Annotated in this window: 18 protein-coding genes; 12 read left to right on the forward strand and 6 right to left on the reverse strand. The window is 46.2% G+C overall.

Annotation, left to right across the window (positions count from 1 at the left end; translation table 11 throughout):
• Window positions 1-37: 37 nt before the first annotated feature.
• Together cmoB and cmoA are read right to left on the reverse strand one after the other, a co-directional pair.
• On the reverse strand, window positions 38-1006 hold the full coding sequence (cmoB, locus tag CWC22_RS08655) for a tRNA 5-methoxyuridine(34)/uridine 5-oxyacetic acid(34) synthase CmoB (protein ID WP_125561294.1): 969 nt from the start codon (window positions 1004-1006) through the stop codon (window positions 38-40).
• A gap of 10 nt (window positions 1007-1016) precedes the next feature.
• Window positions 1017-1742 (reverse strand): carboxy-S-adenosyl-L-methionine synthase CmoA, encoded by a 726-nt coding sequence (gene cmoA / locus CWC22_RS08660; protein WP_138536875.1) that lies wholly within the window; start codon window positions 1740-1742, stop codon window positions 1017-1019.
• Between the two features lie 124 nt (window positions 1743-1866).
• Between cmoA and CWC22_RS08665 the strand changes: the two genes are divergently transcribed.
• Window positions 1867-2553: a DUF3334 family protein gene (locus CWC22_RS08665; RefSeq protein ID WP_010385351.1), complete on the forward strand. Its 687-nt coding sequence runs from the start codon at window positions 1867-1869 to the stop codon at window positions 2551-2553.
• Window positions 2554-2591: 38 nt separating this feature from the next.
• Here CWC22_RS08665 and CWC22_RS08670 read toward each other — a convergent pair whose 3' ends face one another.
• On the reverse strand, window positions 2592-6506 hold the full coding sequence (locus CWC22_RS08670; RefSeq protein WP_138536877.1) for a PAS domain-containing hybrid sensor histidine kinase/response regulator: 3915 nt from the start codon (window positions 6504-6506) through the stop codon (window positions 2592-2594).
• 108 nt (window positions 6507-6614) lie between these two features.
• Here CWC22_RS08670 and CWC22_RS08675 point away from each other — a divergent pair, with 108 nt between their 5' ends.
• The 8 genes from CWC22_RS08675 to CWC22_RS08710 all read left to right on the forward strand — a co-directional run bounded on the left by CWC22_RS08675 (window position 6615) and on the right by CWC22_RS08710 (window position 15785).
• A complete protein-coding gene (locus CWC22_RS08675; protein ID WP_171044999.1) occupies window positions 6615-7727 on the forward strand; it encodes a response regulator in 1113 nt (370 codons plus the stop codon).
• Window positions 7728-7906: 179 nt separating this feature from the next.
• Window positions 7907-8749, forward strand: a complete 843-nt coding sequence (locus CWC22_RS08680; protein ID WP_125561285.1) for an isopenicillin N synthase family dioxygenase — start codon at window positions 7907-7909, stop codon at window positions 8747-8749.
• Window positions 8750-9239: 490 nt separating this feature from the next.
• Window positions 9240-10151, forward strand: a complete 912-nt coding sequence (gene nagK, locus CWC22_RS08685) for an N-acetylglucosamine kinase (protein WP_138536881.1) — start codon at window positions 9240-9242, stop codon at window positions 10149-10151.
• Window positions 10152-10154: 3 nt separating this feature from the next.
• Window positions 10155-11273 carry an N-acetylglucosamine-6-phosphate deacetylase gene (gene nagA, locus CWC22_RS08690; protein WP_138536883.1) on the forward strand — a complete coding sequence of 373 codons (1119 nt, stop codon included), beginning with the start codon at window positions 10155-10157 and terminating at the stop codon, window positions 11271-11273.
• A 65-nt stretch (window positions 11274-11338) separates the two neighbouring features.
• The gene (nagX, locus tag CWC22_RS08695) at window positions 11339-12460 is read left to right on the forward strand and encodes a transmembrane glucosamine N-acetyltransferase NagX (protein ID WP_125561279.1); all 1122 of its coding nucleotides are present in this window, start codon (window positions 11339-11341) and stop codon (window positions 12458-12460) included.
• Window positions 12461-12733: 273 nt separating this feature from the next.
• Window positions 12734-13528, forward strand: coding sequence for a glucosamine-6-phosphate deaminase (gene nagB / locus CWC22_RS08700; protein WP_138536885.1), 795 nt, complete (start codon window positions 12734-12736; stop codon window positions 13526-13528).
• A 115-nt stretch (window positions 13529-13643) separates the two neighbouring features.
• A complete protein-coding gene (gene nudC / locus CWC22_RS08705) occupies window positions 13644-14588 on the forward strand; it encodes an NAD(+) diphosphatase (RefSeq protein WP_171045003.1) in 945 nt (314 codons plus the stop codon).
• Window positions 14589-14615: 27 nt separating this feature from the next.
• Window positions 14616-15785: a cystathionine beta-lyase gene (locus tag CWC22_RS08710; protein WP_049864572.1), complete on the forward strand. Its 1170-nt coding sequence runs from the start codon at window positions 14616-14618 to the stop codon at window positions 15783-15785.
• A gap of 44 nt (window positions 15786-15829) precedes the next feature.
• Here CWC22_RS08710 and sbcB read toward each other — a convergent pair whose 3' ends face one another.
• Together sbcB and CWC22_RS08720 are read right to left on the reverse strand one after the other, a co-directional pair.
• A complete protein-coding gene (sbcB, locus tag CWC22_RS08715) occupies window positions 15830-17281 on the reverse strand; it encodes an exodeoxyribonuclease I (RefSeq protein ID WP_138536887.1) in 1452 nt (483 codons plus the stop codon).
• Between the two features lie 505 nt (window positions 17282-17786).
• Entirely contained in the window at window positions 17787-18803 is a 1017-nt protein-coding gene (locus CWC22_RS08720) for a hypothetical protein (protein ID WP_138536889.1), read from the reverse strand.
• 559 nt (window positions 18804-19362) lie between these two features.
• Between CWC22_RS08720 and CWC22_RS08725 the strand changes: the two genes are divergently transcribed.
• From CWC22_RS08725 to CWC22_RS08735, 3 genes are all read left to right on the forward strand, one after another.
• Window positions 19363-19776 (forward strand): hypothetical protein, encoded by a 414-nt coding sequence (locus CWC22_RS08725; protein WP_138536891.1) that lies wholly within the window; start codon window positions 19363-19365, stop codon window positions 19774-19776.
• A gap of 286 nt (window positions 19777-20062) precedes the next feature.
• Window positions 20063-20221 carry a hypothetical protein gene (locus CWC22_RS08730; protein ID WP_155946329.1) on the forward strand — a complete coding sequence of 53 codons (159 nt, stop codon included), beginning with the start codon at window positions 20063-20065 and terminating at the stop codon, window positions 20219-20221.
• 385 nt (window positions 20222-20606) lie between these two features.
• Window positions 20607-21602 carry a hypothetical protein gene (locus CWC22_RS08735; protein WP_125561271.1) on the forward strand — a complete coding sequence of 332 codons (996 nt, stop codon included), beginning with the start codon at window positions 20607-20609 and terminating at the stop codon, window positions 21600-21602.
• Between the two features lie 317 nt (window positions 21603-21919).
• Here the strand turns inward: CWC22_RS08735 and CWC22_RS08740 are convergent, their stop codons facing one another.
• On the reverse strand, window positions 21920-22771 hold the full coding sequence (locus tag CWC22_RS08740; protein ID WP_138536893.1) for an alpha/beta hydrolase: 852 nt from the start codon (window positions 22769-22771) through the stop codon (window positions 21920-21922).
• Between the last annotated feature and the right edge of the window lie 68 nt (window positions 22772-22839).

The raw sequence follows: 22839 nt of genomic DNA on the forward strand, positions 1-22839 counted from the left end.
ATGCTGGCTTTTTTGTGCCCAATGTTCAGGTTAATGATCAGGCTTTTGCGACAATAATTGCCCTGAGCGGAGCCGGGTAACCCTCAATGGTCTTACTGGGGTCGTTTGGATCCAGGAAGTCGGCCAGCGATTCGGTTTGCATCCACTCGGTACGTCTTTGTTCATCCAGCGAGGTCACGTCTTTGTCGACCACCTGTATGTCTTTAAAGCCAACGCGTTGCAGCCACAAAGCAAGCGCATCACAGCTTGGAATGAACCATACGTTACGCATTTTTGCGTAGCGATCTGTGGGTACCAGGACGGTGTTAACATCACCTTCGATGACCAGAGTTTCCAATACCAGTTCACCACCCGGGCGCAACTGAGCTTTTAGCTGAGCCAGGAAGTCAATGGGGGAGCGGCGATGATACAGAACACCCATTGAGAAGACCGTGTCAAAGGCTTTCAACTCGGGGAGCTGCTCCACACCCAACGGCAGCAGATGGACGTTGGGATCTGGATTAAAGTGTTTGATCGCCTGAAACTGACTCAAAAACAGATCTGAAGGATCAATGCCCACCACAAACTCAGCCCCCGCACCGCGCATTCGCCACAGGTGATAACCAGAGCCACAGCCGATATCTAACACATTGCGGCCATGTAAATCGCTGATATGAGGCAATAAGCGATCCCATTTCCAGTCGCTGCGCCATTCGGTGTTTATGTCGATACCATGAACATGAAAAGGACCTTTGCGCCATGGCATCATGCGTTTGAACAGATGTGTCAGCTGCTTTTGATGCCCGTCAGAAATGGGGGTTTGGCGAGTAAAAGAGACTTTGCTCTGAATATCAACCTGGTCAGCAGGTAAATCAGGCAGGTTTTTTAATACTTTTTCCCATTGTGGCCAGTCGCCATGCTGCGCTTCTTTTTGCCAATGAGACAGTTGCGCTGGCAGTGTTTCCAGCCAGTGACTGAGTGGGCTTTTTGCAATGGCGGCGTAAAAATCGGTAAACCAGGAATTCATAGTCTTTCTCTTATTTAATCGCAATCATGGAGCAGAAGTTAAAGCACTGATACCACACCTGGGTGTGAGTAAACCCAATCTCCTCGAGGCGATTTCTGTGGGCACTCAGGCTGTCAGTACGCATCACGTTTTCAATGGCAGTACGTTTTTGGCTGATCTCGAGTTCTGAATAGCCATTGTGTCGCTTGAAGTCATGGTGAAGATCAATTAACAGATTGTCTTTGATATCATTTTCGCCTTTGATTTTCTCAGAGAGCAACAGTACACCGCCAGGCTTAAGTCCCTGGTATATCTTTTCCAGTACCGAGGCTCTTTGGTCCTGAGGAATGAACTGTAAAGTAAAGTTCATAGCAACGACGCTGGCGTTGTCGATCGCTAATTCGTTGATGTCGCCAAGCTGCACATCTACCGGGACATCGGACTTAAAGCCCTTAAGGTGCATCTGACAGCGCTCAACCATAGGCAAAGAGTTGTCTACTGCGATAATGCGGCAGTTTTCTTTATCGATATTACGGCGCATACTTAGGGTTACTGCGCCCAGTGAGCAGCCCAAGTCATACAGGTTAGAGTTACTCTGAGCATACTGTCCTGCCAGCTTGCCCATGGTACTGACTATGGTGGCATAACCCGGCACTGAGCGCTGGATCATGTCCGGAAATACTTCTACTACGTTTGCGTCGAAGGTGAAGTCTCTGACTTCTTGCTCTGTGGCATATATACTGTCTTTGCCCGTCACACTGCTAGTCCAATTTGTCTTAGAAAAAATAATCATGCTATTTTAGCATTTTATACTAGATAGTCAGTGATAAATTGAGTAGCTTGGCTAGTATTAACAATAAGAAGTAAGTTAGAGAACCAACATGGCGAAAAATAAAGTGATCAGCACAGAAGATATCCTATCCACACTTTGCAACTCAGTGACTGAGGTTTTGTCCTCGGCCAGTGGCAATCAGATTGCCTATTCGGCAATGGTACAGAAGATCACCCGTACCTGTATGCGTCCAGATATTGGTTGTTTTGTCCTGTTTGATGGCGGTTTTACCGGTCTGGTTGTGACCAACTTTACTGCCCAGGCTGCAATGGAAGTGTATCAGGATTACATGCGTTCAATGGGTATGCCGGAGAGTGAAATCGCACAAAGTCATTTGTCAGACGACGTATCCAACGTGATGGGGGAACTGATGAACCAGATCGTGGGTGACTTCACCAGCAAAGTGCGTGAGCAACTGCATACCTCTATCACACAGAACCAGCCTAAAATGATGGCGATCAATAAGCAGGTTCAGATATCGGTCGATACGACCATGGACAGGCCACAGGCACGCCGCGTGACCTTCACCACACAGGGCCAGAATATTTTCTATCTGGAGCTGGCAATGGACAAGACTGAGTTTATCAAGCTACACGATTACGATATCACAGAAGCTGTAGACCCGGATGATATCATCGCTAGTCAGAGATCGAAAAAGGCAGAACCTGCGAAAAAAGCTGAGTCGCCAGCAGAAGATGTGGCAGACGACGACTTTATGGCAGACCTTGGATTATAACGAGTAACACCTTACCTTTTCTGGGCAACAGGCCTTGTCTAATCTACCGCAGCGCTGCCTGACAAGGCCTGCTGCGGCACATAAGGCTCAAGTAAAGAGTGGGCTTTTTCAAACTCATACTGAGTAATCAGCGCTTTTAACTCATCTAACACAGCGCTAGGCAGTGGTGCGTCGTCGTGCAGTGATGCGACTAATTCAGTGGCTGATGAGTCGTACTCTCTCAGCGCCTTAGCAAGCGCGATCAAAGGTGCTTCAGCCGGCTCTGAGTGAGTGTCTGAGGTACTGTTCGCCGCGCTTTGCACCGCTGCGTTTTGAGCGTGTGTAATACCAGATTCAATATGATGAGTAATCTGGGCATGACAGCCTCTGATGTAATCCAGCAAATTGTCTATCTGTGTCCCGTCGAAACGAGCGTCCTTAAGCTGAGATTCCAGCTCAGCGCATTGACCAGTCAGAAAGGTCATAGATAAGTTTGCACTTGCGCCTTTCAGTGCGTGGAGTATATGCTCCGCAAGCTCTGTGTTGCCTATCGTGATGGCCTGTTTGAGGTTGATAAGCTCTTCTATCTGCTGTTTAACAAACTTCTCAAGCAGTGAGAAGTACACCTCCCGGTTGCCAGCTGCCCGGTTAATACCGGCTTCAATATCTATCCCGTCAAACGTACTTGCCTCGGTTTCTGTGTTCTGTACTGTGTCATCTTGACGTTCTGCGGAGACTGGTAGCGGGTTACCGTCATCTCGCTCCTGTTTCTGGGTATGGGCCAGGATGGTCGCAACCATATTCTCCACATCGATAGGTTTTGCAATGTGACCCACCATCCCCGCATCCAGACAGGTCTGAATGTCATCTTGCATGGCGTTGGCCGTCATGGCCAAAATGGGAGGTTTGGCTGTGTTGGTAAGTTGACCGATTGCACGTGTTGCCTGGAGTCCATCCATAACCGGCATTTGCATGTCCATCAGCACAATATCAAATGCGCTACTTTGTACCGCATTAAGCGCCTCCTGACCATTATTGGCAACCTCCACCGTTGCACCATGGAAAGATAAGATCTCAACCGCAATTTCCTGATTTACCGGCTGATCTTCGGCTACCAAGATGGTTAATCCGGATAGCCTGCTATCTTGGGCTGGACAACTCGTATTGAGCTGCTGTGGTTGAGGCGCCAGACAGGCTTGTAAGCAATCGAATACGCTGGATGGGTTAATGGGTTTCAACAGAATGCTGGAGATAATGTGCTTTTGTTCGTCCTTCAGCCCCAGCTCCCGTCCATAGGCGGTGACCAGGGCATATTGGCTTGCCGGAGACTGGGCATGTAACTCCATAATGGTATCAATGCCGTCTTTTTGCGGCATGTGCCAGTCAATAAACGCAATATCAAAGTGCGGCTGTTGATTCCGTACATACTCGATACAGGCATCACCGGAAGAGAATAGCTTAGAAGCGATACCAAACTTTTTCAGCATTGCAGCCATCACTTCGCGTGCCAGGGCATTATCGTCTACTACCAGCGCCATTTTATCTTTGAAGTGTTCAGCGGGCTGACTCAAAAGACGGGTAGGGGTTGCGAAGGGCAGCGGCAAGGTAAAGTAGAACGTAGACCCTTTACCCAGTTCGCTCTCGACAAAAATTTCGCCACCCATTAGTTTCACCAGATGTTGTGAAATCGTCAGCCCCAGACCCGTGCCGCCGTATTTGCGGGTAATGGAGGTATCTGCCTGCGCAAATGATTGGAATAACCGGGTTTGTTGCTCCTGGCTTAACCCTATTCCGGTATCAATGACACTGAAAAGCAGCCGGGCACTTTGTTCATCCTCACTCTGATAGCTAATGTTGACGGTGACATGGCCTTGCTCCGTGAACTTCACAGCATTACCAGCCAGATTGATCAGCACCTGACTGATACGCAGAGGGTCGCCGATATAGTCATTGGCCACATCCGGATGAACATCAAATACTAACTCCAGTTGCTTTTCATCTGCCTTGAAGCCCACGATAGTTGCCACATTATCCAGCACCTTATCAAGTTGAAAATGGGTTGATTCAATTTCGACTTTACCCGCTTCGATTTTCGAGAAATCCAGAATGTCATTCAGGAGTTTAAGCAACTGCTTAGCAGCATTGTCAATTTTCTCAACATAACTGCGCTGTTTGATATCAAGCTGTGTATTCAGCGCCAGGTGCGCCATACCTATAATGGCATTCATAGGGGAGCGAATCTCGTGACTCATATTGGCAAGAAACTCACTTTTTACTTTGGCATTTTTGTCAGCGAGCTCTTTGGCTGCGAGCATGTTGCGTTCCAGCTCATTACGTTCAGTCATGTCTAAAAAGGTGCCCACAACACCGCCAACCTCTTTAAACCCATCAAAGAAGGGGGCTTCATGAACGATTAGCTCTCGTGATTCCTGCTGACCGTTTTCCAGCTTCAGCTCAAACTGATGTTGTGCCTGCTGCTCTATCGTATAACGAGACTTTTGCTCCAGATAACCTGTGGTGTAAACGTCGAACACGTCCTGTATGCGCATACCGGTTACTTCGGCTTCAAACAGATCCAGAAAATCCAGAAATGCTCGGTTAACACCTAAAAAGGTGCCATGAATATCCCGATAATAAGTGGGGTTGGGAATGGCATTCAGAATGTGCAGCATCATTTCAAGATGCTGTGACAGGGCTGTTTCAGCTGCAAGTTGTTGTTGGGCATTTTCACAAAGCTGTATCTGGATAGCGAGGTCTTCGCACAGCTGCTGGATACTGCTTTGTTGCTCACAGTCGAAGTGTTCAACACTGGCAATATACAATGCGCCTCGGAGCTGGTTGTTAACCAGCAAGGGATACAGTGCCGCGCTTTTTATTGAAATAACTACGGCACCTGCTTTTACTTCAAAGGCGCTGCTGCCAGCGTCCAGACTCTGGCGTGTTAATGTACGACATAATTGAGCGTATTGGATGCTCAGGTCATCCAAACAGGGTGGGCAGCCAATGGTTTGAATTGGTATCAGTGTATTTTCATCTGTGTTACAAATAGCCACGCTGGGAGCGGCATAATGGATGGCAAAAAACTCCAGAGCAAAGCGCCGCAATTCATCCGGATCACGGCTATGTCTGATCCCCTGATTAAACATTTCTCGTAATTTAGCGATTTCTATCCGATTGTGAAGTTTGTCATGCATCTTTCCAACAACATTCGCCAGCCCACTGAGCTCAGTGCCAAGTTGTTCGGGGAGTTGTAATTTTGTATTGCCCGTTTGGTTGGCATTGTGTAAAGCCAGATATAGCCTTTGCAGCGGCTCGAACAGTCCGAAATTGCTCCACCAGGCGGCCAATAACGTTGCTGCGCCAAGCAATACAACACCCCAGATAATGAGTGTCTTAAGTTGTATAAATATGCGCTCTTTATCACCACTCAGTTGTCGACTTTGCTGCATGAAGAGCCCATTCAATTGCTCTAACTCAGCCGTTATGTGCTTTAGTTCTGTGTAATAATGTGCCAAGTTAAATGGTGAAACGACTAAACTTGGTTGATTGAGCTCAGCATAGGTCTGGATAAAAAGCTGTTTCAGGTCACTATGCAGCGTTGCAAGCTGAGCAGCCGAAGATTCAACTGGCAGAGCGGAAATGGCCTCGAGCAGGCTGACTGGATTCTGGTTTGCCTGCGCGATATCTGGCGAGATCTGTGTACCCGTGACGAGCGATAAATCGGACGTACTGAATATGGCCAGTTTTTCGAGTTGATCGGGCTGCGACTTATTCAGGTATAGGGCAAGCTGAACAGTGTGGTTTTGCGCATGCGCTGTGAGGCTGGATGAGACAGTGCTGAGGGTAGTAAGGTTGTCGAGCTTTTTATTAATGGGCGCTATTTTGGCAAAATTAAGAAGGAGTAATAAGGCTGCAATAATCAACAACGACAGTATCACCGAATAAACGATATTTACTCTAAATCTTACACCCATATATACGCCACACCGTTGAGTTTACTAACATAGTAACCATAGTCGCGTGCGGCCATTTCTCAAGCTATGCTTACTGAAAGTGTGCAAAGCAATGAGGAGGATAAAGGAATGGCAGACATTTTGGTGGTTGATGATGTTGCTGAAAACCTGCACATGCTGCAATTGATCCTGCGCCAGCAAGGACATACGGTACTGGCGGCGATAAATGCTGAAATAGCCTTAAACATTATTAAGCGTAAACCACCTGAGCTGGTGATCACGGATATAAAAATGCCTGGGACGTCAGGCATTGAACTGTGTAAGATACTGAAAACGGAAAAACACACTAGTCATATCCCGGTGATTTTTGTCAGCGTCCATAGCGACACCGACTGGATAGTCGAAGCACTCCACGCAGGCGGCAACGATTATATCACCAAGCCTTTTATTCCAGCCGAAATCCTCGCCAGAGTTGATACCCAAATAAAATTACTGGATGCACAAAAAAGTGCGGTTAAGCAGCAGCTTTCTCAAGTCATGAACGAAATGGTTATAGGGGTTGCCCATGAAATAAATACGCCACTGGGAACGGCCATCACTGCGGTGAGCCATTGTTCTGATACGGTGCATAAACTCATATCAGCTTTGCAAACCAATAGCGCCGACCCGGAGGTATTTGCAGATAAGCTGGCACAATGTGACACCAGCCTGGCGTTAAGCCAGAAAAACCTGACTCGGGTGGCAAAATTTGTCTCTATGGTGAAGCAGATTGCCCGGGTAGAGTGTCCAGTGTCACCGACTCGAGTGAACCTGATCGACCTTGCTGACAAAGTCCACAGTGCTTGGTCGGACAAACCCGTTGATGTCCATGTCGCTGTCAATCAGAACCAGGTAGCAGTGTTTGATGGTGGGTTAGTGGCATCGGTATTAGACACTTTGATTGCCAATTCTCTATCTCATGGCCGCCAGGAGGGTGCGCTTCAGGTGAATATCGTGATCTCAATAGAGGATGGGGTACTGAGTATCAGCTGTGAGGATAATGGCTTAGGGCTGGATGGGATTTCGGAAGAAGACATGCTCAAACCTTTTGTGACGACAAAAAGAGGCAACACTGGCCATGTGGGACTGAGCGCTTCGGTGGCGGCTAATTTGATTGTTAATGCTTTGGACGGCACGTACAGTGTGCGCAATCACCAGCATGGTCTGGAGTGGCAAATATCTTTGCCCGTGGATGCAGTTTGATCTGAGTCAATCAGGGGGATTATTGAGGGAGTGGGCGGACATAAGTCCTTATCTGCGGCGGTGTATTTCTCTAAGCTCGCGAGCAAGATTTTATCTTAATTCAAAAAGTTAATTTTCAATGTTCGAGTTGCAGTTAATTTTTTGAATTTAAGTCACGTTAATATATCGGTGGAACCATTATGCAACAGCTACCTACAGTTGACTATCAAGCGCCTGACGCGGCGAAACAATTTGTTGAATCTCTGCGCTCTACGGGCTTTGGTGTACTAAAGAATCACCCAATTCCTCAGGAACTGGTTGAGTCTATCTATAAAAACTGGCAAGAATTCTTTAACTCAGAAGAAAAGCACGCGTTTTTATTTAATAAAGAAACGCAAGACGGCTATTTTCCGCCTGATGTATCTGAAGTTGCAAAGGGCTTCACAATTAAAGATATTAAAGAGTACTTCCACGTTTATCCAAAAGGTCGCGTACCAGCGCAGCTGGACGCGGAAATTCGTGAGTACTACCGTCTGGCAAATGAATTTGCGGCGCAGCTATTAAGTTGGGTACAGGCCGAAGCGCCTGAAGATGTGCGTGCCAAGTTCTCGATTGATCTAAAAGACATGATCAAAGATTCTGAGCAAACGCTACTGCGTGTTTTACACTATCCGCCGATGACAGGTGACGAAGAACCAGGTGCTATCCGTGCAGCAGCACATGGCGATATCAACCTTTTGACGGTACTACCCGCAGCAAATGAGCCAGGTCTGCAAGTACAAAGACAAGACGGCAGCTGGTTAGACGTGCCGTGTGACTTTGGCAACCTGATCATTAACATTGGTGATATGTTGCAAGAAGCGTCTGGTGGTTATTTCCCGTCTACTATTCACCGAGTGATCAACCCAACGGGTAAAGCCAGTGATAAGTCGCGCATCTCGCTGCCACTTTTCCTGCATCCTCGTCCTGACGTAGTACTGTCTGAGCGCTATACAGCTGATAGTTATCTGCAAGAGCGTCTTCAGGAGCTGGGCGTTAAATAACCCTGATTAGCTTATCCGAATGGGTGTATCACCAATAGGGATGAGTTGAGCCTGACAGGCATATTAAACGGCGCGAAAGCGCCGTTTTGCGTTTCGAAGTATACTTGTGTAGCACTCTGTATTAATCGGTCTTCAGTTGTAGAGAGTCGGCGTGTAGCAAACAGTGTTAAAATTTCTCATGGCGCTCGTTGTGATGTCACCATCTCAGGATTGGCGACGCCATTTATCAAATGGGTATTAAATCAAGCTGATGTTCTGTATCTGAATATGCCGGATTTTGTCGAAGAAAAAGGACAATATTCAGTTCCTTGCAAAAATTTTTCTGACAATTAAGCAAAAGTATGCAATATTAAAATTTTTCACACTGCGAAAAAATAATAAAAAACTTAATGACAACGCTGTCATTTGTTGTGTAACATCAAATCAACATGACTGAATACTGGTTGCCTTTGGATGAGGAGGCACCAATCACACTTTTAGGGGTCGCTACATGATGGCTAAACAGGTTGAACATGACCAGTTATATATAGGTATCGATGGTGGAGGAACGAAATGCCGTGCCACCATATACTCTGCAATACATGGCGTACTAGGCACTGGTCTTGGCGGTCCTGCGAATCCGCTGCACGGATTTGAAAGAACCTTAGAGTCAATCATGGTTTCTACTCAACTGGCATTGCAGGACGCAGGACTCAGAGTAGAGCAGGTACATGAACTCAATGCGGGTTTAGGCCTTGCAGGCGTTAATCTACCTAGCTTATATGACAAAATTATGCGCTGGGATCACCCGTTTAAACAGATGTTTCTGACCACCGACTTGCATACAGCGTGTATTGGTGCACATGAAGGTGAAGATGGCGCTGTGATTATCACCGGAACTGGCTCTTGTGGCTTTGTGCTGGTGGACGGTAAAAGTGCTAATTATGGTGGACATGGCTTTGCTCAGGGAGATATTGGCAGTGGCTCCTGGATGGGTCTGGAAGCGGTAAAAGCCGTATTGTTGGACTTGGACGGGTTAGGGCCAAACACAGTGCTATCGCAGGTTTTCTTACAGCATTTCAACACCAATACTGCGATGGGCATTGCTGAGCAAATGGCAGGGCAACCATCTAGCAGTTACGCCAAACTGGCGCGCTATGTATTGGATGCAGCGAAAAGTGGAGACTCGCTTGCCTTGGAGATTGTTAAAACCGGTGCTGACTATGTTAGTCGCCTTGCGCGCAAACTTCTGGAGAACAACCCGCCCAGGCTTTCAATGATTGGTGGTTTATCTGAGCCGCTTAGCCAGTGGTTAGATCCGGAAGTGGCAAATCAAGTAGAGCTGCCAAAGCAGCCGCCTGAAATGGGCGCTATTTACTTCGCCATGCAAAGCATTCAACGTCAATCGGAGCACTTGGTATAAAATATGAACAGATTTTTGGCCAGCCGTTTGTTTGACGGCACACAATTTAAAAACGATGTTGAGTTTGTTGTCGACAATGGCAGACTTAGATTTGAATCGCACCCGTCGAGCAGTGACGTAACGCGATTGGAAGGGCTTACCGTACCAGGTTTCATTGACGTTCAGGTTAATGGCGGCGGCGGTGGCTTTTTAAATGCTGATCCGACCTTATCGTGCCTGACAACCATTGTCACAGCACATGCGCAGTTTGGTTCAACCGCTCTGATGCCAACGCTGATCACCGATCAGATTGCCGTTATGGAGCAAGCCGCAGATGCTGTTGCAGAGGCCATTGCCCGTAAAGAACCTGGTGTTGCCGGGATCCATTTTGAAGGTCCACATCTGTCCCACCCAAAGAAGGGAACACACAGCGAGCAATTTATTCGTCCTATCTCAGAGCGTGAATTTGCTATTTATGCCCGTACAGATTTAGGGATCAAGATGGTGACTCTGGCACCGGAAACTGTGCCTCTGAGTGACATCAAACGTCTGGTTGAACTGGGCGTGAAAGTGTCGATTGGTCATTCTAATGCTGACTTTGAAACCACCATGGCTGCATTGGAAGCAGGGGCTGATGGCTTCACTCATTTGTTCAATGCTATGTCGGCGTATACCTCACGTGAACCCGGTGTCGTAGGTGCTGCATTGTGGGAAGACAATGCCTGGTGTGGTCTGATCGTTGACGGTCACCATGTCCATCCTGCGTCGGCAAAACTGGCTATTCGTAGTAAACAGCGCGGTAAAATCATGCTGGTAACTGATGCTATGCCTCCTGTGGGCACCGATGATCAGGAGTTTGACTTTTTCGATGGCCGTAAGGTGATCCGCACGGGTGACAGATTAAATTCGACCACAGGTGAGTTGGCCGGCAGTGTTTTGGACATGGCCAGTGCGGTGCGCAATAGTGTCAATACGCTAGATGTTACCTTGTCAGAAGCGCTGCGGATGGCTTCTTTATACCCAGCACAATATTTGGGATTGGCAACTAAAGGGCGCCTTATCGACGACGCTGATGCCGACTTTGTTGTGCTCGATGACGATCTTCATGTGTTGCAGACTTTTATTAACGGGCAACGCGTATAATTTTCCCTGGGTAAAAAACCCCGCTGCAGTTTAGCGGGGATTTTTTGTTTGTGTAGGCTGTAACTATGTCAAATAATAAGAAAAGACTGGCATCACTCGATGCTTTACGCGGTATGGATATGTTCTGGATCCTCGGTGGTCAGTCCATATTTGCCGCATTGTTTGTTTTAACCGGCTGGCAGGGGTGGAAGATATTTGAAGCCCAAACGCTCCACAGTGCCTGGCATGGTTTCACTTTTTACGACCTGATATTTCCCTTGTTCATCTTTTTGTCAGGTGTGGCAATGGGACTCAGACCCAAGCGCATTGACCACCTGCCAATGGCAGAGCGTAAACCCATTTACATAAAAGCGATTAAGCGACTTGGCTTACTGTGCCTATTTGGGGTGCTATATAATCATGGCTGGGGAACAGGTATACCTGCTGATCTCGGTGAGATCCGGTATGCCAGTGTGCTTGGGCGGATTGCTATTGCGTGGTTTTTCTGTGCCATGCTGGTATGGCATTGTAGTTTGAAGACCACAGCTTTTACAGGCGTGGGTATTTTGCTGGCCTACTGGTTGCTACTTTGCTTTATTCCGGTCCCTGGTGGCAGTGCTGGTGAACTCACACCGGCAGGCAGCTGGAATGCTTGGGTCGATCAGGCACTGTTACCCGGGATTACCTATCAAAACCGTCCGGTTGATCCGGAGGGGATTTTGTCCAGCTTTCCTGCCATCGTTAATGCGATAGCGGGCGTGTTTGCAGGCCAGCTGATAGCTCAATCGGATAAACTCGGACAGTGGCAGGTAGCAGGGCGTTTGTTTGTCGCTGGTATCGTCAGCCTGGCGTTAGGCTGGCTATGGGATTTACAATTCCCGGTTAACAAAGAGTTATGGACGAGTTCTTTTGTGCTGGTCACCGTGGGCTGGAGCGCGATTTTTCTTGCCGTTTTCTTTACCCTGGTAGATATACTCAATGGTCAAAAACTGGCTTATCCATTCGTGATTATTGGCGCCAACTCTATCATTATTTATCTGGCCTCGAGTCTGGTCGACTGGGCCTTTATTAGCCGCAGTGTATTTGGCGGTATTATTAATGCTGTGCCTGCGCACTGGCAGGCATTGGTCAGTGTATGTGCTCTGCTGGCGGTTCAGCTTCTGGTATTACACTGGATGTACAAGCGTAAGATCATTGTTAGTGTGTAATAACGCAAAACATACTAACTCCAATATTTAGTTAGCAAACTCAAAATGGCCCGTTGTAAGGGCCATTTTTATTTGGCTATAAAAAAAGTACATTTTTTTATCACTTTTACTTTACAAGCGCGCTTTTTTCTCTAATAATGACAGCGTTGTCATAATGGTAATAACCTAAACAGTGTATCCCAGTTAGGTTTGATCTGACCTTGTTTTGATTGCACGCAAAGCAAGGTTCAGATCCCATTTTTCCTGTTTGTTCACAACCTTGAGCCTTACATTATGCAAATAGTAATTCTAAAAAACGCAGCAGAAGTTGCGGCATATGGTGCCGATATTTTCACTCAACAGTTAGCACGTAACGCAGGCTCTGTATTGGGACTTGCCACAGGGTCAACGCCCGTTGCTTTGTATCAGGAACTTATCCGTCGTAACGAAGCGGGTTCGGTGAGCTTCAGCAAAGCAAAAACGTTTAATCTGGATGAATACCTTGGGTTGGATGGCGAGCACCCGCAAAGCTATCGCTATTTTATGAATGAACAGCTGTTCAATCATGTAGACATTAACAAAGATAATACGCATGTTCCGCCGGGTGATGCTAAAAACCCAATTGAAGCCTGCAAAGAATATGAAGTACAGATCAGCGCCGCGGGCGGTATTGACGTTCAGCTCTTGGGTATTGGTCGTAATGGCCACATTGGTTTCAATGAGCCTTCTTCAGGCCTGACATCACGTACTCGGGTCAAAACTCTGACTAAGGCAACCATTGACGATAATGCACGCTTCTTTGCGGCCGACGAGTACCAGCCTCATTTATCAATCACTATGGGGATCGGGACTATCCTGGACGCACGTAAAGTCGTGTTGCTTGCGACTGGCGAAAATAAAGCGGACGCCGTGCACGCCATGATAGAAGGGCCGTTAACTGCCGCATGTCCTGCGTCGGCACTGCAAATGCACCGTCACGCCGTTATTGTGTTAGATGAAGGTGCGGCCAGTAAACTAAAAGACATCGAATTCTATAAGCATATTGAAGCTGAAAACCAAAAGCTTCAGGAATATCTTGCCTCTCTGTAGTGTGATATCACACTGTAGTTCAAGCCCGTAAGGGCTTTTTTTTTGCCGCAAAGCTATTGGCATTCGGCCCAGCTATGTTAGCGTGTCCTCAAAGAACAAGAAAAGGATGAACGTCGTGCTGCACTACACGCAAATGAACCTGGATCGGGCCTCGGCTGAACGTAAAGACCCTAATTGGCTGTTGGGCCAATATGGCGAAAAAAGCCGCTGGTTATTGGTGTGGAATAATAAAAATCTGATTGTGAGTGAAAAGCGTGAATTGGCACTGTTATCTCAGTCGCAGATTGCCACACTAGACCGTGCAGAAGCTGTTTTTTTAGGTATTGACGATACACATAGCTATTTTGCACTTGATGTAAGCGAGGTGGAGCAAGAGCTGCTGCAGGGCTGCATTGATGTGAGTTTTGAAGAACACGTCGATCAACAGGCTTTTCATTTTGAAGACATGCGGACTATTGGTCCCAAGCTGGATGTTGAACTGGCCTCTGTGGGCGTGTTAGCGCGAGGGTTATGCTACTGGCATAAAACGCACCGCTTTTGTGGCCGCTGCGGTAGCCCAAATCGTTCTGTTGAAGCCGGGCATGCGCGTTTGTGTAACGACCCGGAATGCCGTCATATGACGTTTCCGCGTACCGACCCTGCTGTGATTATGCTGGTTACTTATACCTTTCCTGATGGGGTTGAGCGTTGTTTACTCGGTCGTCAGGCTCAGTGGCCTGACGGCGTGTACTCGACCTTGGCCGGGTTTGTTGACCCGGGTGAAACGCTTGAACGAGCCGTTATCCGTGAAGTAAAAGAAGAAGCGGGGGTTGACGTTGATCAGGTGCGCTACCTTGCTTCACAACCCTGGCCATTTCCGTCGTCTATTATGCTAGGCTTTATTGCAACAGCAAAAAGTACCGAAATCTTTGTTGAGCAGGATGAACTGGAGCAGGCACACTGGTTTTCCCGGGAAGATCTCGACGGTTTTGCCGAGTGGGGAGACGATGCGCCGGGATATAAACTTACCCGAAAAGACTCTATCTCCCGATATCTGATTGAATACTGGCGTCAGCAATGATGCATCTAGTCCAAAATTGAGCACTTTATGAAGAAGAATACCAAACTGGTGGCTGTAGGCCGCAAATCCCAGTATACCAAAGGGGTTGTTAACCCGGTTGTACAACGCGCGTCGACAGTTGTTTTTGATTCCGTTGCTGATATGCAGGAAGCCATTTCCGAGCGCGGCAAGCGAACCTTATTTTACGGGCGTCGTGGCACCAATACCCATTTTGCATTGCAAGACGCCATTATGGAGCTGGAAAATGGCGCGGGTTGTGCGCTGTATCCCTCAGGGGCAGCTGCAATTTCACAAGCTTTGTTGTCATTTTTGAAAACCGGTGATCATCTGTTAATGGTGGACACTGCGTACGAACCAACGCGTGATTTTTGTGACAAGATCCTTTCCGGACTTGGCATCACAACAACTTACTATGATCCTCTGGTTGGCGCAGATATAGAGTCTCTGATCCAGGACAACACCAAAGTCCTGTTCCTGGAATCTCCGGGCTCTATCACGATGGAAGTACAAGACGTGCCCAGCCTGGTTAAAGTGGCCAAGGCAAAGGGCCTCATTACTATGCTGGATAACACCTATGGTAATGGCTGGCATTATCGCCCGCTTGAGCATGGGGTCGATATCAGTATTCAGGCTGCCACCAAATATATTGTTGGTCATTCAGATGTCATGATGGGTGTAGCTGTTGCCAACGAAACCCTGTGGCCAACACTGCGCGAAAATTCCTATCTGCTGGGTCAATGTACCTCGGCAGACGATGCTTATCTGGCATTGCGCGGCTTGCGAACTATGCCGGTGCGTTTACAGCAGCATGAGAAATCGGCATTGCAGGTTGCCAACTGGCTGGCGGGCCACCCGCTGGTTGATCATGTACGCCACCCAGCCTTAAAAAGTTGTCCCGGGCATGAGTTCTTTAAACGTGACTTTAGCGGCAGCAATGGCTTGTTCTCTGTCGTCATGAAACAGGGACATCGTAAAGCCATTAACCGTTTCCTCGACAGTCTGCATCACTTTAAGATGGGCTTTTCCTGGGGCGGCTTTGAGAGCCTGGTTACGGCTAACGCTAGCATGGCGCCATTGCGAAGCACTACTGGCTGGCAGCATGGCCCTGTGATCCGTTTACATATCGGTCTGGAAGATGTGGAAGACCTGATTGCCGATCTGGAGCAAGCCCTAAAGGTTTATCAGGAAAGTTTGTAACGGAAGAGGGCGGTGATAAATTACCGCCTTTTTAACGGGTTAGCTTAGAGGCTCTGAGCGTAGTGGTAGAGCGCTTTGAGTACTGCCAAATTCTTCTCATTCCCTTCATGTTCGTACACCAGGTTTTCCAGCGTGATCATAAAGTCCTGAGCATTAATAGACGGATTATCTTCGCCGTGCATCAGTTTGTTCTGACAGTATTTACGCCACTGGTCTAATTCGTTTTCAGAGAGACTCTCCGGCCAGTTTCTGGCGCGATAACGAAACAGCAGGGTGTGGAACTTAGGGTCTTCAAATTCCAGCGCCAGCGACCCTAATTCATGAGGCGGTGCACTGCGTACAATGGCCAGTTTGGCTTTGTCAGCTTTACTGATAAAGCCGTTATATAGCTGATAGTCGGGGTTGGTGGTGTCGCTAAAGTCGCCCTGATCATTAAACACTTCAGCCACCTTGTTGCGCAGCTCAGGGTTTGATTTCAGCACTTTTAGATTTTCCAGGCACTGTTCGCGGTCAATGCCCAGGCGTGCTGCGTTCTCCGGCAACAGCGTTTTAGCCGGAGCTAATATCGGACATTTGTTCAGGTGAACCAGTTTCAGACCAACCGGCAGCTCATCTTCGCCTAAGTCACTGTGCTTGGTATATAAGCGCGCCCGTAATTCTTCTACCGACAGGTCCAGCAGGACCTGTGGATCGTTGGTCAGGTTAAAGCACACCACGGCATTTTTATTGACCGGGTGAAAGCTCATCGGTGCAATCCAGCTCGTGCAACCCTGAGTGGCCGGAATACGCGAAGATGTATGCACCAGCGGCTGCATATTAAACACATCAATCAGATCGGCCAGTGCTTTTTTGCCGCGCAGTGAGAAGAAAAACTGATACAGCTTTGGCTGTTTTTCTTTGATTAATTTTGCCAGCGCGATGGTTGCGGTGACATCGCTCAGTGCATCGTGCGCATCAGCGTGTTCAATGCCATTGGCTTTGGTGAGATCTTCCAGACGAAAGCTGGGCGTGCCATCTTCTTTTTCTGGCCACACAATGCCTTCAGGGCGCAGGGCATAACAGGCACGCACCAAATCTATGATATCCCAGCGGCTGTTTCCATTTTGCCACTCGCGCTCATACGGGTCATAAAAGTTACGATACAGGCTGTAACGGGTTACTTCATCATCGAACCGGATGCTGTTATACCCAGCGACACAGGTATTGGGCTTACTGAATTCGGTGTGAATTTTCGCCATGAACTCACTTTCCGGTAAACCATGCTTAAGCGCATGTTGCGGCGTGATCCCGGTCACCAGACACGCCTCCGGCTGAGGCAAATAATCCGCCGCCGGGCGACAATACTCAATCAGTGGCTCACCAATGATATTTAAGTCCAGGTCAGTGCGGATCCCGGCAAACTGACTCGGCCGGTCTTTTTGCGGGCTGGCACCCCAAGTTTCGTAATCGTGCCAGTAAATTGTCGGGATATTATCAGTCAATTCTTGTGTCGCCATCAGGCTTTAAATCCTATTTCTATCAACCTGTTATTCTTATTAAGGGCAGCAGGCTGCTATTCAGAGTTTGTCTTTTGAGTGCCTAAGTGAAGTGTAAATAAGGTGCAGCTTGCTCGCAGCAATGGTTTAGGCTGAGTACAAACTCAAAAATTCTGTAAATCTAAGTTGTTGCCGTCATTGTCTCATAGTGGCGGGCTGAGAGTAAACGGAATAGGGTGGTTCCCTTGGGAAGGCCTGGACTTTGACAATGTGGTCTGGGCTATGCCACCGGAGAACTCTATAACCAACAATATAATCCGCACCCGATCACCAAAAAATGAAAAGTATGCTGAACCAACGCACTTTAGTCGATGGTAAATATAGTGTAGTTATCCCATGCAGCACACCAACAAAGTCACAGATGATTCATTCTGTTAGCCAGCTTTGTGGATGTATGTGGCTGAACCTCAGTCTTAAGCATTATATGGCTAAGTTCCTGCGCATTGACAGATTAAAGTGAACGGATTTACTTTTTCGGTTTTGCCTTAATCCAGTCATAGCGTACTTTGCTTAGCCTTAAAGCTGCAGAAAAAATCCAAAGTATATATAGTGAACTTATTAGGTAACCATCCTTGTTTTTATATATGTAGCGGTCAAAACTTGGTAAAACCCTCGAGTCGACTTTTTTTGAGTGCTTTTCTAAATAATTTGATGAAACCAATAATTGAGAAAATGATATAAGCATTTCGTAGAGATTCTCATAGTAGTACTTATGTAACTCAGGCCCTTTTCCAATAGTCGGAAAGTCTGTAATCTTTGCATAAGGAGTTTCCCATCCAATATGCAGGTCATCTGCAACTTTAATAAAAAACTGTATCGGTTTTCCCGTAAAGTTCAGCCCTCTATACTCGATATGGTTTAGACCAGCTGAAGTTGAGATATAGCTGTCGTCATGTTCAAACTTAATCTTACCGGCTTCTTTGTAGAAGTTCTGAAATGTTTCTGAAAAAGGCTCTACAGAAATATACTTTACCTCAGGTCTCATATGTATTTCTGTTGAGTAACCGCTAAAGTTGTTTTTGTTTTCTTTATTGATAATGATATTTTTAGCAGGGATTTTATTTGTGAATCCGGAAATCCTTGGTGCATACTTTCTTTCAAGTTTTTTTACTAGAACGGAAAATCTATTACAAAATCTATATATATGTCTTATTTCCACTTCTAACTCAATATGCTTTTCTTTAATAACTTGCTTGTTGCATAACTTTGTTAATTCTTGCACCTTTTCTTGGTATCTTGAATTATGTTCTTTGTAGCTTTTTATAACATCTTTGAACAGTTTTACTTCTTGGTTAACTTCTGAAAGGTATAGTTTTAAAGATAGCGCGACTACACTTGCTGATATCCACAAAGCATCGGCGAAAATCCAGAACCTTGTGTTTATAGTTCTTATTTTAATTATCCATGGAGTGAGAAACCAAAGTGTTACTGAAAATAAAAGAAAAATAATAATGTAGTAAGTTTGTGGATAGATTTCGAACATTTTAAAAGCTCCGTTTAAAAAATTCTTCTTTTCTACTGCCTAGACTTTTAATTTTGCATAATGGAGAAGTGATTCTCGTCTGCATTTTTTACTTTGTAATGCACAAATCGCTTGGGTTTCCAAAAATTAGTGGATGCTATGTCGAACAAAATTGTGTAAGTAGCACATCTCGGACAATCGTGTCTTTATATCATCCTGCCAGCGTATACCGGAGTTGGTATAGATGAATGCACCATGCTTTTAGTTTCGCTCTCCTTTGTGTAATTAAGTCTTACATCTTCATTGGTTGAGTTCAAGTTGGTAAAGCTTGTGGGGGAGTTACAGGTTTGCATGTCGTTACACGAACTCTCGGGTTTCAAACTTTACTTATTCGCGGTGGGTAAAAGTCAGTTTTAATCCTTTTACCTGATTAGGCTGTTGATGGCGTCACATCAGTGTCTAAACTTAAAGAAACTATGGCAAAGCATATGACAGGGCTGTTGAGGTCATGTGTTCTTATTGCTTACTTTGAATCAGTGACCGTTTCAGCTCCTTGTGAACCGGTGGCTCTGGAGGCTTGATGACGCGTAACCGTTCTGATCAACAGCATACCCATGTTAAGCAGCTGCTTAACAAGATGGATCCCGAAGTGGCGGCAAGCTTTAGCTACAAACAGCGTAAAGCACTGCAAAAGGTCATTAATACCCGGGACTGGCGGGGTCATGCCATTGATTTCAGGCCGACACTGGCGTTACCGTTTTTACCCTGGAGTTTTTATATTGTTTTCCTGGGCGGCGTTAACCGGCGCAGCCTGACTAACACCGAACGCTTTACTGCGGCCATTGTTTTCCTGGCTAGTTTGTTGATTGTTGGGCTGGTTTTAATCGGTCTCGTTTTTGTTGTGCTTTATCTGCTTAAATCCTGGCTCGGGATCGATATTTTTGCAGGCGAATCTTTGGGGCTGTGGGACTACTTTAAGGCGCTTTTTGAATAAGGTTTTGATTGTGAACGCCGAACGACGATTTCGTTGTTTTAATGGTGCTTAAATGGAGCCCTTAGTCCAAAAGTCTAACGCTGTCATTATTGTTTGTGTGAAAAAAGTTCAATATAACAAACAACTTAAAAAACAATTACCTAAAATAATACACAGATAAAGCGGGTAAAAGTGCTTGATATTTGTTGCTAATTTAAACACATTGTTTAACTGATGAGCACAGTCAGATCATTGTGACTTCATCATCAGTCGATTAAACAATTAAAGCATTACAACAGGAAACAACATGAAACTTAAAAAGGTTAAACTAAAAACGCTCAGTCCCGGCAAAAACATCAATGCACAGCAAACCAATCAAATTGCAGGTGGTGCCAGTGCTTACAGTAAAGACTATGGTGCGTGTCACACTGCTCCCGTGTTTTGTCCGACAGCATACATCTGTTGATAAGGCAGCTTAGCCCGGATAAGTCCGGGCTTTATGGTTTCAAAGTAAACCTTTATTCATTCCTTGTGTTAGCCCATTATTCGCAAACAAGTTGGACTGTCTCTTTACAGTACAGCGTCCTATATCAACCTCACCTTTATGTAAGCCTAACTGTATTTTGAGCATCATGGCCTTCTAAACAACATCAGTCATTATTGTGTTTATTCGTGCTTTCACATTTATTCAGAGTCCAGGAATTGTCCTGTATTAACGGATGAAAAAGATGATGAGTAAACAAACTTAATGTACACCGGTTGTGTCAGGTGGCTGTACCTATGGACACGATATACACTCAACAGTGGAATGTTACAGGTTGTATTTCAAACGATAATATATGGAGAGTGTTATGTTGATGCAAGACGACAATGAAAAACCAGAGGGCCCGGAGCCGGACTTTGATGGACAAGGGCCTGAATTTGAACTCAAGGTAGACGGTGAGGTAATGTTGCTGGGCGCGGCACCAGAAGGTGAAGTGGAGCAAAAGTTTGAGGATATGGCACGGGGCCTGGCCCTTGCCGGGATCTCTGCAATTCCCTATGTTGGTAGCGCGCTTTCGGCAATCATCGGTGTTCTGACCGAACGCAAACTGGATATCTGGGCTGAAATAAAAGAGCGTGTTTATGAAGCCATTCACAGAAGTATCCTTGAAACAAAATTGAATGAAATAAAAGGTCACTACAACGGGGTGACGGAAGTCTTTAGGCAGGCCAATGATTTTCGTGGTGGGCAACGCTTTAACAAGTTAAATAACCTGTCGGATACGTTTGTTGAGAAGTTCGAGAGTATCCAGTCAAGCCTTAAAAAAGGGGACTCAGACGAAGTTGATGGAGAAGCGATTTTTTATGCGCTGCCCTACATCGTGCCATTTTGCGCACTGGAGCTGGCGAATAGAAATATGGTGATCCGTGCAAGTTGGTGGCATGACTTGTTGAATCGCAATGTTCATAAAAAACATCATGAAGATCGTAAGAATGAGTTTGTGGCCTTTATTACCTTGTCTGCCTGGCAGTCGTTACAGTGGCGTCTTGGGCAAATTGAATTAAAGGACATGACCCAAAATCCAAATAATGCGTCGGCCTTTTACAGATACGTGGATAATTTCACTGGTAAGGAGATAAAAGGGACTGGTCCATTTAACCCGATCAGTAACCCGGATGCGGCTATTTTTAAAGAAGTGGCGGCGTACCATGAAGAAGTAAAGGAACAAACGGTCAATTTTATTATTGAGCATTCAGTCGGCTTTGTGAAGGATTGGGGAGTACCTCAAAAAGTAGAAGAGTGGGATCCTTCACCGCCTTCACCGTTTTGGTCATGGATAAAGTGGTTACTGGGTTGGAAATAAAACGGTAATAATATCAGCCTTCCCTTTGCAATAAGCTTGTGAGGGATTGTCTGAATTTAATTGCCGGGAAAATAACCAGGCATCGGCTTTGGACGTTAAAGCCAATTGTCAGTGACGTTACTCACCGTTTTAGCTGGAAAGGCATTGCAGTATCATAGTGAGCCAGTGCCTTATGACAGTATGCAAAAACAACTAGACAAAGCCAATTAGGGAGCGCTTGTTGATGCTGTGTCAGGTGCTCTGGATCAGAATAGAGCATTATCCTAATAGCCCTGCGCACATAAACAGGCAGCATCTGGCAGGGCAAGTTTTATTGTCTATGCCGATATCAATTCGTCAAACGCTTCTCGTGCTTGCTCGCTTTGCAATATCCGACCATGACCCAGCCCCTGCGTTTCTATCAGTTTGACCTCAGACATTTCAGTGGCTGCGCGTTTAGATACGGTGAACTGTGCAAACCTGTCATATTTATCATGCACGATAATACACGGAGATGTTCTGTTTTTTAATTTCTCAAATGGATCCACTGATGCCATTGGATAGTTGTACTCACTTTCAACTTTACTGACCACAGAACGAAACAGGCGCATTGAATAGCCGGAACGTTCAATACTGCCAAACAGGTTACTGACATAATCTAATACAGGTGCAATTAACAGCAGTGGCTTGTTATTAAGTTTAGGGTGTTTACATTCAATTGCAGCAGCGCAGCCCATACTGTGCGCAATAACACCTTCAATTTCATTTGTGCTACTTAGCACCGTATCAAGCCCGGATACAAAAGCGGGCAGGTGGCCCATAGAGCCTTCGCTGTTGCCGTGCGCTGGGTGATCAAAGGCCAAAGCGGTATAACCTTGTTGTGCGATGTATTGCATTAACGGGAAGAATTGATTGGCACTGCCAGACCAGCCATGAGTTAATACCCAAACAGGCCCGCTGCCGACCTGATAGGTTTTAAGAAAGCCTTCTCGGGAGGGGATACTCGCCTCAATCATATCACTTGGTACTGTATTTTTCGGTTTTGCCCGCACCGGTGTGAGCAGCAATTTAGTTGCGGTTTTCTCTGCGTGTCTGGGAGCGACTCTGTGATGCGCGCGTGTCATCACATTGAGCATGTGCTTTTTGAAATTAAATCTACTGTCTGATTTAAAGTAAATTTTGTCACTCATATTTATTCCTCTACCTGACAACCATAATTTGTTAACTTTTAAAACGAACGGTCGTGCTATTAATGTGT

Origin of the sequence: Pseudoalteromonas rubra (assembly GCF_005886805.2) — a bacterium.
Taxonomy (GTDB): Bacteria; Pseudomonadota; Gammaproteobacteria; order Enterobacterales; family Alteromonadaceae; genus Pseudoalteromonas; species Pseudoalteromonas rubra_D.

What these genes read in the sequence shown, in the direction of transcription:
- cmoB (WP_125561294.1), bottom strand. Translation starts at nt 1,006, where the DNA reads ATGAATTCCTGGTTTACCGATTTTTACGCCGCCATTGCAAAAAGCCCA.
- CWC22_RS08665 (WP_010385351.1), top strand. Translation starts at nt 1,867, where the DNA reads ATGGCGAAAAATAAAGTGATCAGCACAGAAGATATCCTATCCACACTT.
- CWC22_RS08670 (WP_138536877.1), bottom strand. Translation starts at nt 6,506, where the DNA reads ATGGGTGTAAGATTTAGAGTAAATATCGTTTATTCGGTGATACTGTCG.
- CWC22_RS08675 (WP_171044999.1), top strand. Translation starts at nt 6,615, where the DNA reads ATGGCAGACATTTTGGTGGTTGATGATGTTGCTGAAAACCTGCACATG.
- CWC22_RS08680 (WP_125561285.1), top strand. Translation starts at nt 7,907, where the DNA reads ATGCAACAGCTACCTACAGTTGACTATCAAGCGCCTGACGCGGCGAAA.
- nagK (WP_138536881.1), top strand. Translation starts at nt 9,240, where the DNA reads ATGATGGCTAAACAGGTTGAACATGACCAGTTATATATAGGTATCGAT.
- nagA (WP_138536883.1), top strand. Translation starts at nt 10,155, where the DNA reads ATGAACAGATTTTTGGCCAGCCGTTTGTTTGACGGCACACAATTTAAA.
- nagX (WP_125561279.1), top strand. Translation starts at nt 11,339, where the DNA reads ATGTCAAATAATAAGAAAAGACTGGCATCACTCGATGCTTTACGCGGT.
- nagB (WP_138536885.1), top strand. Translation starts at nt 12,734, where the DNA reads ATGCAAATAGTAATTCTAAAAAACGCAGCAGAAGTTGCGGCATATGGT.
- CWC22_RS08710 (WP_049864572.1), top strand. Translation starts at nt 14,616, where the DNA reads ATGAAGAAGAATACCAAACTGGTGGCTGTAGGCCGCAAATCCCAGTAT.
- sbcB (WP_138536887.1), bottom strand. Translation starts at nt 17,281, where the DNA reads ATGGCGACACAAGAATTGACTGATAATATCCCGACAATTTACTGGCAC.
- CWC22_RS08720 (WP_138536889.1), bottom strand. Translation starts at nt 18,803, where the DNA reads ATGTTCGAAATCTATCCACAAACTTACTACATTATTATTTTTCTTTTA.
- CWC22_RS08725 (WP_138536891.1), top strand. Translation starts at nt 19,363, where the DNA reads ATGACGCGTAACCGTTCTGATCAACAGCATACCCATGTTAAGCAGCTG.
- CWC22_RS08730 (WP_155946329.1), top strand. Translation starts at nt 20,063, where the DNA reads ATGAAACTTAAAAAGGTTAAACTAAAAACGCTCAGTCCCGGCAAAAAC.
- CWC22_RS08735 (WP_125561271.1), top strand. Translation starts at nt 20,607, where the DNA reads ATGTTGATGCAAGACGACAATGAAAAACCAGAGGGCCCGGAGCCGGAC.
- CWC22_RS08740 (WP_138536893.1), bottom strand. Translation starts at nt 22,771, where the DNA reads ATGAGTGACAAAATTTACTTTAAATCAGACAGTAGATTTAATTTCAAA.